This window comes from Legionella steelei (assembly GCF_001468005.1).
GTDB lineage: Bacteria > Pseudomonadota > Gammaproteobacteria > Legionellales > Legionellaceae > Legionella > Legionella steelei.
Window position 1 is genome coordinate 1,617,749 of the sequence record NZ_LNYY01000019.1, and the last position, 12,520, is coordinate 1,630,268.

The following is a 12,520-nucleotide window of genomic DNA, read 5'->3' on the forward strand; positions in this document are numbered from 1 at the left end:
ACAGAGCTCAATTGAACAACGATCATTATGGCTATCAAACTCAGAGGACAAATCGGCTGATACCGCAGGACTATGAACTTCTACAAATTGAAATTCATTGCTCACTTCAGAGATGTTTTCTTTTATTTGCACATGGCTGATTTTTAAGGTGCTACATATCTTTGAGAGTGGGTAGGTGCCCAATAGTACTTTTACTTGTCCCATAGATAATCAGGAATTTTACCTTGACTGGTTCTGGTTTTACGCCAGTGTTCGAATGCCTCTTTGACGGATTCAAGCTTATCAACTGCTTTATTCATAAAGATCGCCTCTTGAAAATTATCAAGGCTATAGCTTATCTAACATGGTTGGCCATAAGCACGCAGGCTTGCCGAAAGCTCAGCATAGAATTTACATCACCCATTGGAGCATTTATGACAAAAGCTTCTGTAAAAATGGATATCAAACGGAATATTTTACGATGTCTTTCAAATAGTGAAACCCTATTTGTAAACTTTGATATGCCGCTTCTTGCTTTCTGTAAATTACAGGGGAAAATAACTCACGAGATCATTCACGATGCCTTTAAAGCGTTATTGGTTCAATATCCTGTATTAGACTCCTCATTTTAGGTAAAAAAGATAATTATTATTTTGTGAAAAGAAAAACCTCCAATAACATTCCCATTCAACTTATTGAACACATCAACTCAGCTGAGAAACGTCAAGCGATTATTGAGCACGTACTCAATAGTCCTCTAAATCGAGAAGAGTCCTTATTTAAAGTTGTTTTGTTACTTCCCGACACAGCGCAAAAAATAACGGAACAAAGTCAATTTGAACTGATTATTACATTTCATCATGCGATTGTTGACGTCCATGCCTGTGTGCTACTGCTTAAAAATCTGCTTACCTCATGCAACCTACTTATTCAGGGTAGCACTATCAATAGCCCTAAGAATCCTAAAATGGAGGTAGCACCACCAATAGAAAGTTATATTCCACCAGATATTAGGCGCTTAAATAAACAAGACCTTCTTAACGAATTGCAGCAAACGGAATCTGCTTATAATCCAAGGGTCTTACCCATTCAATCGCCCGATGTGTCTCAATCCACTTTAAAATGTGACGTATTTGTTTTGGAATTATCTAGAGAACAAACCGAATTAATCATTAATAAATGCAAACAAAACGGTGCTACGGTACAAGGAGCATTGTGCGCTGGACATTTACTCACCATTCGAAGAAACCTTGATCACAGCAAGGAACAATTAATGATTGCTTGCCGCTCAGTAATTGATTTAAGAAGTTTAGTAAAGCCGCCCATTGACCCACAAACGGTATCAGCAACCACAACCGGATTTATTGGCTATTATAAAGTAAGCCCTGGGGAGTCATTATGGGATCTTGCCAAAGAGGTCGTCGCGAGCATTCAAGAAAATATCCAAACAAATACGGTGTTTAAAAATCTGCTCATACATAAAGAAACCATTGAGAAAATGGATCGCCCCGTTGCAATTACCGTATCCAATGCAGGCAAAATTGATTTGTCTCAAGCGTATGGAAATCTTAAGCTAATCAATGTCAATTTTAATACATCCATTTTTATGCCCGCACCTCATCTTGTTGTAACAACCATGGAGAATAAGATGAGTTTGAATTATCTTTTTACAAAGCCATGGTTCACTGCAGAACAAATTAAAATATTGGCTGAACAATCTATCGAGCGTATTTTATCGGTGTAGGCTCAGTTCAGATAACGGGGTATGTGCCCCTCACCCCAGCCCCTCACCCACAATTGGGGGAGGGGATCTTTTCAATCAGGTGCCCGTCAGGGCGGATGAGGGATACCTCCTATTTCAACACTACTGCATATAATCAACTGGTTGTGGAAAGCTTATGAAATTCTTGGTTAATTGCTTTTCCTTTTGTTGATTAGGGTTGGCATTCAGACACCAGTTGTCTGACTGAGGATGCTTCTCGCCATTGCTTTTGATGACAATGCATGATTGCTTATTGACGATTTCCGCTTTATTAGTCGGACATTGAGAAGGATCCATATTGTCCGTGCATGGAGCAAACTTGGTATTGACGACAAAGGTATATACATTATCATTGACGTCCGTAAAACGTACCTTGATAGGATATGAAGCGACCGTACCCACTCTAAATCCAGCGATTTGACTATTATCAGGCATAATAACGTCCTGCTTGTTTTGCTCACAACCCAAGTCAGCTGCATCTTGATTGAGTACACATACCCCATACTTCTTAATCAACGGTTTACTCACTTGCTCAACCTGAGCTTGAGGCACACCAATTGCCACTGAGAAACCATCTGCATAATTAAACTGTTGCTGATTCTCAAGGCCATTAGTTCCGCCCACAGTAAAAATCAATCCATCCCCCAATTCGCTCATGAAGCCAACCGCATCATCGACAGAGAATCCATAAGCATCCATAGAAAGATAGTTTTTATCATGAATCAATTGCACATAAGGGTTAAACAATGTCTCAGGAGTATTGTTTCCTTTATAATTATATTGTAAATCATGAATATACATAGATTGTATCTTGGCATGATCCCATCCAGAAATCTTAGTATCAGACAATGGGTTAGCCGCCGCACCACATCCCTCGTTGAAAGGCACCCAACCATAAATGTGCTTGATTGCTTCCCAGTAGTTAAATGCTACAGGATCCACGCCAGGCGTTAAATTACACTTTTTATCTGCATACATTTGCAAATATTGCTGATGATTCTGTTTGAAAAATTGTTGTAACACGCCAAATTTTTCTTTTAAATCTTGTGGACAATCAACCTTTTGGGTGACGTATTTACTTAGATCTTCATCCCAATTCACACAAGAACCCCATAGATTTTGCATACGTTGAACCGAGTCCCCAAAGTGAAGTGATTTTTTTTGCTCTTCCGTACATTCGCCTTTAATACATGGCAATACTGTCAATACCGGTGGAAACCCGTCTTTGGGTTTAACCGGTACATTGTCCTCAGGAGGTAAAGTGCCAGTGCGCTGTGCAAAAATATTGTAACCACCAGGTAATTTCAACTCACTCAAATTATAAACAGGCCAGCCTTGTCCTATATTTTTTAGAAATGAATCAAGCTGCTCTCGAAATTTGGTCAAAGACATTGCTGAGCCACTGAATCCAATATAGGGATTATTTTTAGGTCCAATAGCAACCGGCATATACACATGATCCACATATGAAATGTTATACCCAACATTTTCTGGTTTTAACAATCGCACTGATTTCTTAGGCGGAATAATTGAGTCGCCAAAAGTATACTCTGACAATTGCGCATATATATTTTCTGGAAATTGCACATCACTGGAATAAGTACTCAACTTACATTCAGTGTTTTGTCCCTCGCACGTAACACCAGCAGGCGTTGCCAATGCCTCATCTTGCTTATTGCGCAACCTATCGTTTTTATCAGCCAACACAACACGCCCACCATTCCACCAAGTAATGTAACGATCCTTCGCTAATTCGCTATATAACGGTAGTGTAATGGTTATCGAGGATTTGGGTTCTATTCCTGTACCTTCATTAACGTACAATTTATAAACAAAATTTGTGGGGTAAGGCTCCGTAGTACCAAAGCATCCTTGAATCCACTCATTTACCGAGTTTTTACTGGTTGCTATGATGGGATAAATTGTTGTTTCAGAATTGTTATAAATAGTTATAGTCTTTGGTTTGATCGTGATTTTATTTCCATTGTAATCTTTGCACTCAATGTTCTCAGCAACAGAGACATTTGTTAACAAAAGCAATGTAACGGTTCCTAAAATAGTAATTCGTGTTTTCAGCATAACTCACATTTCCTTTCATCATTGATGCTCGAATATATCACAAGCAGTGTTTTTTATTGATTTACACAAACAAATTTAGCAATTTTTTAACAATGTAATCAGGTTATTAAGGTATGTATTGTTTTTAGCAATACGTGGAAGGACACATTGGAAAATGATGAATCAGTCGATTAATTTCTAAATCCTACACGGAATTTGACAGACTATAAACAGACTTATCCACAGAAAATGTGAATAACTCAAATGGAATTATTGGTGATTTAAAATGAAATGAAGCAAGCCCCGTAAGGACATTTTATAAAGCTGTTGATTGCTGACTCACAACTGGGTTGAAATAAATATCCACAGACCTGTGGTACTTGAAATGAACTTAGACGTAGCTATCTTATACAAATAAAAAATAAAAAAACAGTCTTGACTCAAACTATTTCTTTTTTATTTTTAACATGAGCTAAATTTAGCTCAGTTCATCAGAAACAAAATTTGTCACTTAATAATCATTAGCCCCTGTGAATGATGCGGAGCAGATAGTTAACAAATCTTCAGGTTGTTTCGCGAGATAAGTGGGTTGGTGCTTTAATAAAGCTTGCTCTGAATTGTAACCCCAAGTTACAGCAATTGACTGAATGTTGTTTCTCTTTGCTGCCTCAATATCCCGCGTTTCATCCCCTATATAAAACACTTTGCTTTTATCAATTTTATAGTTCCTGAGCGTTTTTTTTAGTAAATGGCGTTTAGAAAAACAATTCGATTCATCATGGATAAAACTAAAAAAATGATGAATTTGATGTATGTCGAGCCATACAAGAACATTCTCAACTGAATTGGAAGTCAAAATACCTAAGGAGTATCCAGACTTATAAAAGGTCTCTAATATGGAAGGAATATTAGCAACCGGCTGCATATTTACCATTTGCTCGTGTAAGAGATGTCTAATTTGTCGTATTAACGAAGGTATTTTGTAAAAAGGGATTCTTAAAAAATTGATTAGCTCTCTTGATGAGAGATTACGGAGATGTTCGATTTCATGCTCCTTAATCTTTCTGAAGTTGAATTGTTCAGCCAATAAATTGGTTTTTTCAATGACACAGTCATAGCTATCTACTAGCGTACCATCAAAATCAAAAAGTAAATGCATGCGTTAATGTCCTGAGTCCGGGAACTAATGAATTCTAAGCTTAATTTGTATCATAGATCTAATCATACCCCTTAAGCAAACTTAGATATCTCTCTAGAATGACAGCGAACCTAAATCAAGATATTCTAGTGAGCGCGCTGTTTTGACAATCAAAAGCAGATTGGTGTTACAAAAACGAGTTGTTGTTTCACTACAGTTTTATTTAAAAGGAATTAATATGTCGCTTAAATCAATTTTAATTGCAGCTGCTCTCATTGTTTCATCGCAAGCACATGCAGATAATATGTTTCAACTAACTAAAAAGTCAGTGACTGTAAATCAATGCCCGCTGAGGGCAACAGGAAATGTATTCGATCTTGCCTTGTTCAATCCTGGCTATTTTGTTGTATCAAGCGGTAAAAAAGACAGCGAACTCCTGTTTACTCGTTTTGGAAGCCTCTCTTTAGACGCCAATGCGTACCTGCGTACAGACTTGGGTGCCTACCTACTTGGCATGACAAAAAGAGCAGATCCCAAACACTTAAGTAAAATCAAAATTCCCACAAAAAATTTAGCACCTAAAGCAACCAGCAATGTAAAAATCGGGGCCAATCTTCCTGCTACGGCAAGCGAGGGTGATGACTATGTAACCTCATCCACTCTCTTCGACTCTATATCGAATACATATGTATTAACTGTTAAATTAGCACGAATTGGAACTGGCATATGGATAGCTCGAGTCTTTGTTGACAATGTAGCTGTAGATGAAGGTAGATTACAATTCAATGAACGCGGTATCTTAAGTAAGCAAACAGGACTACGTCATGTTCAATGGCCAACTGACTATGGTATTCAAGAGTTCAAAATTAATTTCAAAGAGAGTACTCAATACGCAACCCCATTCTCTGTATTTTTAGTAAAGCAAGATGGTTATGGGGTGGGCGTGCTGCAAACGGTTATGGTCACCCTAGATGGCGAATTTAACTTGCTCTACAGCAATGGAATATCTAGAGTATTAAAGAATCGTACCGCCATCGCTCTATTTACCAATCCAAGCTATTTAGAGAGTCTAGTAAACCATTTATATAGACCTACGGAGAAATCGGGTTCACCAAGACTTCATTGGATAAACAGTGAGCACGCCGTATTAAGTGGCTATCTTGAAGAAGAGCCCTGTCTTGCGCATTAAACTTTTGTTTGCTTCCTGACGATTGCTGTTGCAAAAGGCAGGAAGCATTTTCTGTGAGCAATGCCCCGCTGTAAAATGCTGAAGCATCATGCTCCTTCAGGAATAAAAAAATGGATCCAGTCACACATGCAGTTTTAGGAGCAGCCTGCTCGCAGGCAATTTTATATCAACACGATAAACACAATGCCTGGCTTGTAGGTGGCTTAGCAGCAATGGCACCTGATTTGGATGTATTCATTCAAGAGTCAGGCAATCCAATGCTGTTTTTCCTCTATCACCGTTACTTCACTCATTCCCTGCTTTTTATTCCAGTGGGTGCGTTAATCATTACGTTACTTTTATTACTTTTTAAACGCTTTCGCACCAGTTGGAAATTTACGTTCTTGGCTGCTTTGATTGGATATTCAACTCATGGTCTGTTAGACGCCTGCACTCATTATGGGACTGTTTTATTTTGGCCATTTTCAACAGCCAGGGTAAGTTGGGACATTGTTTCTATTATTGATCCCTTTGTAACCATTCCCTTGTTTTTGGGCGTTGTCGCAACGCTTGTCTTTGATAAAAGGCGCCCCGTTATTATTGCTTTAGTACTAGTAAGTTCATTTATGCTGTTTCATATCGTGCAACATCAACGCGCAATGAGTGCATTTCGTGGCGAACTTGCCAAATTGAGGTTAAATATAAAGAAAGTACGTGTATTTCCTAAATTACTTAGTTCAACACAATGGAGAGGTATTGCTTTAAATACAGATCGGATATATATCATTGATGCTTCAATCCCTCTTTTTAATGCATCAAAGAGTCAACTTATAGCAAGTTATCCTGCATTTTCTTACCCCAAATTACCTGGTTATATAAAAGGCTCCCCCACGTTATTAAGTGATTTTACTATTTTTAATTGGTTTACTGATAACTATCTAATTACAGTTCATAATAACCCACTGCTGCTTGCTGATGGACGTTTTTTGACAGATAACAATGCGACAATCGCATTGTGGAGTATCCAATTTTTAGCGACCCAACCACATGTGAATGAACTTAATTTTTTGCGTATAGACAATTATCAACCCAACTCTTTATGACCCTTTGATTCAGTAGCCTTGGTGAAGCATAGCGTAACTCGGGGTATTGCATGAATGAACTGCTCAATCCCGGGTTACGCTATGCTTCACCCAGGCTACAAATTCAAGTTATAATGAAAAGTGTCCTGGAATATTAGGACTTGGTTATATTTTATTAATACGATAAAACTTATGTTTCATATTGCTCTGTACCAACCCGAAATTCCTCCCAATACGGGGAACATCATTCGCTTATGCGCCAACACTGGGGCAAAATTACACTTAATACACCCTCTTGGATTTTCATTACAGGAAAAAGCATTAAGACGTGCAGGCCTGGATTATCACGAGTGGGCCTCTATTGCCCAATATGAAAATTGGGAAACATTTATTCAACAACACCATCAAAAAACTATTTACGCATGCAGCGCACGGGCTAAAAAGTGTTACTCAGAAGTTCAATATACTGCAGATGACCTGTTTTTATTTGGTCCCGAGTCCCGTGGATTACCTCAGGAAATGTTACAAAAATACATATCACTATCTATTCCTATGCGTGAGAACAATCGAAGCTTAAATCTTTCCAACGCTGTTGCAGTCATTTTATATGAAGCATGGAAACAATTAGGCTTTAATTAAATATCAATAAAGAGTGGATTGTTTTAATGACACCCTAGCAAAAAGTATTTGTAATCCAGAACTCTCTATAAGCCTGAAGAATCTTCACCCAAATCCTGTCATTCCTGCGCAGGTAGAAATCCATCTCCCCATAATTAATGGATGGATAGATGCCCTCCTACACGGGAATGACACATAAATTGAAATCATATCCATTTCCATTGACAAAAAAACTGCAGATCTGTATATTCATAAAATGAATAGTTAGTGGATTTGAATTCAAATGAATCGATTTTTAAGTTTATTTGTCCTGACAGCATGCTTTATACTATCTTCATGCAAAACAAAAGAAAACGAGAACACCCTACATTTCGCCACATCCGCTGAGTATCCACCTTTTGAATATAGCGAGCATGGAAGAATCAAGGGTTTTGATATTGATCTGGCAAAACTCGTTGCTAAAGAACTTGGAAAAAAGGCTGTTTTTGACAACATGCAATTCAGTACGGTTCTTCCAGCAATAAGTTCTGGGCAAGATGATATTGCCATAGCAACAATCACTGTTACCGATGCGAGAAAAGTCAATTTTGATTTCTCTGCCCCCTATTTCTTTGAGGGCATGGCTTCGGTATATCATTCCAATCAACCCATCACAACACCAAGCCAACTTAAGGGAAAAAAAGTAGCAGTACAACTTGGTAGTACGATGGAGATATGGTTACGAGAACATTATCCTCAGGTGGAAATCACCGCATTGGATAATAACAATCAAGCGGTTGAAGCATTACTTGCCGCTCATGTTGATGTCGTTTTAATGGATGGCTCCCAAGGTAAAATCTATAGCAAAAAACATACAGAACTATCTTACTCGGTCATTGCCAAAGCTGATTATGGATATGCATTAGCACTGAAAAAAGGCTCGTCTTTGACAACAAAAATCAATCAAGCATTGCAAAAACTTAAAGCAAATGGAGAAATTCAAAAACTAGAGAATATCTGGTTAAAGGATTCCTTAGGAATAAAATAGAAACCGTAGAAAAAATCCATGTACTGACTTAATCAAGGAGGCTCAACATGTCCCTTACCAATCCCGTTAAAAAAACGCCAATTGAAGAGACTCATTCTCAATCGATTAGCGAAGTGACAACCAACACTTTCGTGATCAATCTACAACAAGCAATTTTTGACCTTGAAGTAGGTACGTATCAAAGCAAATTACCTAACGTTGAGTCCACAGCTGAAATCAAGGCTTCCTCTACCCGAAAAAACAAACACTTTCTTACTGGAACCGAATTAAGCGCAGAAGAGTTGAAACTTGTTTTGGAGAAAGCAAAAGCACTGAAACAAACGCCCTCTTTCTACAGCCAAGCTCTAGCACAGAAAAGCCTGGCGATGATTTTTGAAAAACCTTCTTTCCGAACCCGTTTAAGTTTTGCCATGGCAATTCAAAGCATGGGTGGCATAGCGATTGAAAGTGTAAGCAACACGCGAAAACAGGAAACACCGGCGGATATGGCTAGGGTTCTCAATGGTTATGTGGATTTTATTATGGTGAGAACTCATGCTGATGAAATTTTGCAGGAGATGGCTGCTTGTGCAAAAGTTCCCATAATCAATGGCCTTTCAGCCTTACATCATCCCTGCCAGATTCTCGCTGATTTATTAAGCCTTTGGGAGCAATTTGGTTCATTAGAGGGGCTTACTGTCGCATATATCGGTGATGGAAATAATATTTTGCACAGTTTGATGCTGTTGGCGCCGCAATTAGGAGTAACCATTAATTACTGTTGCCCTGCATCCCATCAACCTAACGCGTCGATTGTCGAACAGGCACAGAGCATTAAAACCAATATGATTCATCATTTTTCCAAACCTGAAAATGCGGTTAAGAATACTCATGCAGTCTACACTGATGTTTGGACTAGTATGGGTTTTGAAGGTCAGGAACACCATGAAGCGTTTCAAGGATTCCAGGTCAATGAATCCTTAATGTCTCATGCGAAACCAGAAGCAGTATTTATGCATTGCATGCCCATGGAGCGAGGAAAAGAAGTATCCGAAACCTTACCTGATTCCCCTGCTTCAATTATCTTCACGCAAAGCGAAAACAGAATGCATATACAAAAAGCATTACTTTTATTTTTAAATTTATAAATAATAAATTTAAATCTCTCTGTTTATCACGCTTAATACACAAGACAAGTAGCCTGGTTGCAAGCAACCAGGCTACTTCGAGTATAAAGTGTGGTATTAGGGTTAATCATAATTGATTCACCACTTCCCTTCGTTTGTAAATCATTCCGACATTTTATATAGTTATAGAGGATCATCATTGATAGGCTTTACGCATTTGCTTATTTGTTTATCAAGTCAAAATTGTGCCTCTGCGCTGAAATGGCAGATATGCTCAAAATAAGTTCACATCAAATTGTCCTTTATTTGAAAATATTTATAACCAAAGCCATAAGTTAATATTCGGAGAGTTTAAATGCCTGGCCCTTATAATAACCAAATCATAGTGAATGTATTTCGCTCCATTGTTCAAGTTGTATCCCTACATCCAGAACTATTAAAAACTCCTGGGGTTTTTCGCATTGCAGGTGCCAAAGAAGAAACGGAAAAGTTACTTGAGCAACTTATTAGCGAGCAATTTAATGTGGATATTCTAAGTCACTATGTGATGGAAGATAATCAAGTACATGGTGAGCACCTCCATATCATTTTAGGAATGATCCCCGCCGTCTTAAAAAACAGTCCAATATTAGATTCTAAAGAGAGCATACTCATCGACTTCTCTAAAAATTTAAAGTTATTACTCAATGCGCAACAGAAAAAAGAAAGCACAAATATGGCCAATCAATTATTTGATGAGTTCATGCAGGCTCTTTTACTTTCAAAACGAGTGGACTATCAACGTGCAGGAGAAATTATTTATCATTACTGCTACTTAATGCATCAGGCCGGCACATTCCATGATACGAATCGTATGACCTACCTTAATCTCGCTATTATTATGGCTCCTCGGTTAACTCAAGATTTAAATCTCTTCCCTGCAACCGATCTTTTAGCACTGAGTGGTTTTTTAAGTAAGTTGACTTCTGTATTAGAACAGTACATCAACGATGTAAGCTGGGATCAAGACTTTAAAGAACGTCATGCCGATAAATTGGAACATTTAGCCAATAGCAATCACGCAATACGTGGACAACTGGAGCATATGAGAGATGCCTCCAGAACCATAGTGCTTACCTCCATGAAAAGCTTGATGATGCAAGCAACAAAGCTCGAAGGACAAATCGATGCTTTAGCAAAACAACTTGATCATTCTAATAAAAGAAGAGTGAAAAAAGCCTTAAATAAAGAACTGAAACAATTAAAAGAAGAACTAAAAGAACTCAACTTAAAAATTTCTGAATTGGCCCATAAAATTCCAACAATGAATCGTGGATATCAAAAAATACAAGAAGAACTTGATCTCATATCTCTTTCAGAGGATGTAGAAAAACCAGTAAAAAATAATCATGCAGCTAAAGATCGTGGTGCAAGTGTAACCCAATTTAGCATTTTTGAGTCTGCCAACAACCCAACTACATCTGCTTTTTTATTTGCAACTCCAGAAACAGCAGAAGAGTTTGCAGTGCACGAAGAGGCTGATGATAACCAGCAGGACAATCCTCATTTAGGGGGGCCTAGATAAACTCATCGTTATCTCTCAAGTGTTCTCGCATCACTTGAGAGAGGCTTTTGTGGTTAAAACTTTTATCACTAATTGGCTATTCTTCCATTCTGACTCGATCAGTTTATATTGTCGCACTGAGACGTTTCTAGATTATTTTTAGATGACAATTTATTCCTTAATAAATTCTTAATAAATTTGATTTACTATACATCTGCCTCTCTTGAGGTGCATGAAGGATATTGAATTATTTATATTTTTTTATCCTTCATCGCTTGCCAAATTGGCATTTTCAATATTATTTAACCAAAAGGAAATCATGTATGCGTAAATTATTGGTGTCATGTTTGTTTGTCCTGTTTACAATATCCTATGCAACTCTTGCCAACAGTTATGGGGTTCATGAAGATCATCCTTATGATTTTGTAGTGACAAAGGATGTTTATAAATTTTCAGAAGTTTATCAGATTAAGTCCCTGCAAAAAGAAACCTATCCTGGCTCAATAAAAAAGAGCGCATTTCGTATCCGTACAAACTATGATTTATCCAATAAAGATGGATGGCAAGCCACAGGTATTACACGAGTCATTTCTTTAGGCTCTTTATATCCTTGGGCCAAAGAGATTGATATTTATGATACTCGTGGTGTGCAAATTGGTTTTATTGATGGAAATTTGGCAACGCTTGAATCTGCAAAATTCACTATTTATGACTATGATGAGTCAGGAAAAGCAACTGAAATTGGCTTTGCCTATGCAAATCCCACCTTTGAGCGATTCGTGATTTTAGCCTCAACCAATAACCCACATCCAATTGCTGAACTCAATCGCAATTCTGGCAATAAAACATGGAGTGTTTCAGTTCACTATCCTGAAAAAATTGATGATCGCATCATTCGTATTTTTGCAGGTTTTGTAATTGATTACGAAGATAAGTTCTTAGCAGGCCCAGATGACTCAGACGATGATGAATTCATTAATCAGGCAGCTCATTAAAACGTAACAGAAGTAGGCTGGGCTGTTAAGCCCAGCATTTAACA

At 37.9% G+C, this 12,520-nt stretch carries 11 protein-coding genes; 9 read left to right on the top strand and 2 right to left on the bottom strand.

The window, feature by feature from the left end; translation table 11 throughout:
- Positions 1–413: 413 nt before the first annotated feature.
- Both Lste_RS11280 and Lste_RS11285 read left to right on the top strand, forming a co-directional pair.
- A complete protein-coding gene (locus Lste_RS11280) occupies positions 414–611 on the top strand; it encodes a hypothetical protein (protein WP_058511027.1) in 198 nt (65 codons plus the stop codon).
- Positions 612–634: 23 nt separating this feature from the next.
- Positions 635–1,723 (top strand): phthiocerol/phthiodiolone dimycocerosyl transferase family protein, encoded by a 1,089-nt coding sequence (locus Lste_RS11285; RefSeq protein WP_058511028.1) that lies wholly within the window; start codon positions 635–637, stop codon positions 1,721–1,723.
- 120 nt (positions 1,724–1,843) lie between these two features.
- Here Lste_RS11285 and Lste_RS11290 read toward each other — a convergent pair whose 3' ends face one another.
- Positions 1,844–3,820 carry a hypothetical protein gene (locus Lste_RS11290; protein ID WP_058511029.1) on the bottom strand — a complete coding sequence of 659 codons (1,977 nt, stop codon included), beginning with the start codon at positions 3,818–3,820 and terminating at the stop codon, positions 1,844–1,846.
- 490 nt (positions 3,821–4,310) lie between these two features.
- On the bottom strand, positions 4,311–4,958 hold the full coding sequence (locus Lste_RS11295) for an HAD hydrolase-like protein (RefSeq protein WP_058511030.1): 648 nt from the start codon (positions 4,956–4,958) through the stop codon (positions 4,311–4,313).
- Between the two features lie 217 nt (positions 4,959–5,175).
- Here Lste_RS11295 and Lste_RS11300 point away from each other — a divergent pair, with 217 nt between their 5' ends.
- The 7 genes from Lste_RS11300 to Lste_RS11330 all read left to right on the top strand — a co-directional run bounded on the left by Lste_RS11300 (position 5,176) and on the right by Lste_RS11330 (position 12,476).
- On the top strand, positions 5,176–6,126 hold the full coding sequence (locus tag Lste_RS11300) for a flagellar hook-basal body complex protein (protein WP_058511031.1): 951 nt from the start codon (positions 5,176–5,178) through the stop codon (positions 6,124–6,126).
- 110 nt (positions 6,127–6,236) lie between these two features.
- On the top strand, positions 6,237–7,208 hold the full coding sequence (locus Lste_RS11305) for a metal-dependent hydrolase (RefSeq protein WP_058511032.1): 972 nt from the start codon (positions 6,237–6,239) through the stop codon (positions 7,206–7,208).
- A 171-nt stretch (positions 7,209–7,379) separates the two neighbouring features.
- A complete protein-coding gene (locus Lste_RS11310; protein ID WP_058511033.1) occupies positions 7,380–7,826 on the top strand; it encodes a tRNA (cytidine(34)-2'-O)-methyltransferase in 447 nt (148 codons plus the stop codon).
- Between the two features lie 262 nt (positions 7,827–8,088).
- The gene (locus Lste_RS11315; protein WP_058511034.1) at positions 8,089–8,832 is read left to right on the top strand and encodes a substrate-binding periplasmic protein; all 744 of its coding nucleotides are present in this window, start codon (positions 8,089–8,091) and stop codon (positions 8,830–8,832) included.
- Positions 8,833–8,879: 47 nt separating this feature from the next.
- Positions 8,880–9,959 (top strand): ornithine carbamoyltransferase, encoded by a 1,080-nt coding sequence (gene argF / locus Lste_RS11320; protein WP_058511035.1) that lies wholly within the window; start codon positions 8,880–8,882, stop codon positions 9,957–9,959.
- A gap of 334 nt (positions 9,960–10,293) precedes the next feature.
- The gene (locus Lste_RS11325; protein WP_058511036.1) at positions 10,294–11,502 is read left to right on the top strand and encodes a Rho GTPase-activating protein; all 1,209 of its coding nucleotides are present in this window, start codon (positions 10,294–10,296) and stop codon (positions 11,500–11,502) included.
- Between the two features lie 302 nt (positions 11,503–11,804).
- Complete coding sequence (locus Lste_RS11330; protein WP_058511037.1) at positions 11,805–12,476, top strand: hypothetical protein; 672 nt, start codon at positions 11,805–11,807, stop codon at positions 12,474–12,476.
- Positions 12,477–12,520 lie beyond the last annotated feature (44 nt).

Coding starts and splice junctions, on each gene's coding strand:
- Lste_RS11290 (WP_058511029.1), bottom strand. CDS start 3,820: ATGCTGAAAACACGAATTACTATTTTAGGAACCGTTACATTGCTTTTG.
- Lste_RS11330 (WP_058511037.1), top strand. CDS start 11,805: ATGCGTAAATTATTGGTGTCATGTTTGTTTGTCCTGTTTACAATATCC.
- Lste_RS11310 (WP_058511033.1), top strand. CDS start 7,380: ATGTTTCATATTGCTCTGTACCAACCCGAAATTCCTCCCAATACGGGG.
- Lste_RS11295 (WP_058511030.1), bottom strand. CDS start 4,958: ATGCATTTACTTTTTGATTTTGATGGTACGCTAGTAGATAGCTATGAC.
- Lste_RS11325 (WP_058511036.1), top strand. CDS start 10,294: ATGCCTGGCCCTTATAATAACCAAATCATAGTGAATGTATTTCGCTCC.
- Lste_RS11305 (WP_058511032.1), top strand. CDS start 6,237: ATGGATCCAGTCACACATGCAGTTTTAGGAGCAGCCTGCTCGCAGGCA.
- Lste_RS11280 (WP_058511027.1), top strand. CDS start 414: ATGACAAAAGCTTCTGTAAAAATGGATATCAAACGGAATATTTTACGA.
- Lste_RS11315 (WP_058511034.1), top strand. CDS start 8,089: ATGAATCGATTTTTAAGTTTATTTGTCCTGACAGCATGCTTTATACTA.
- Lste_RS11300 (WP_058511031.1), top strand. CDS start 5,176: ATGTCGCTTAAATCAATTTTAATTGCAGCTGCTCTCATTGTTTCATCG.
- argF (WP_058511035.1), top strand. CDS start 8,880: ATGTCCCTTACCAATCCCGTTAAAAAAACGCCAATTGAAGAGACTCAT.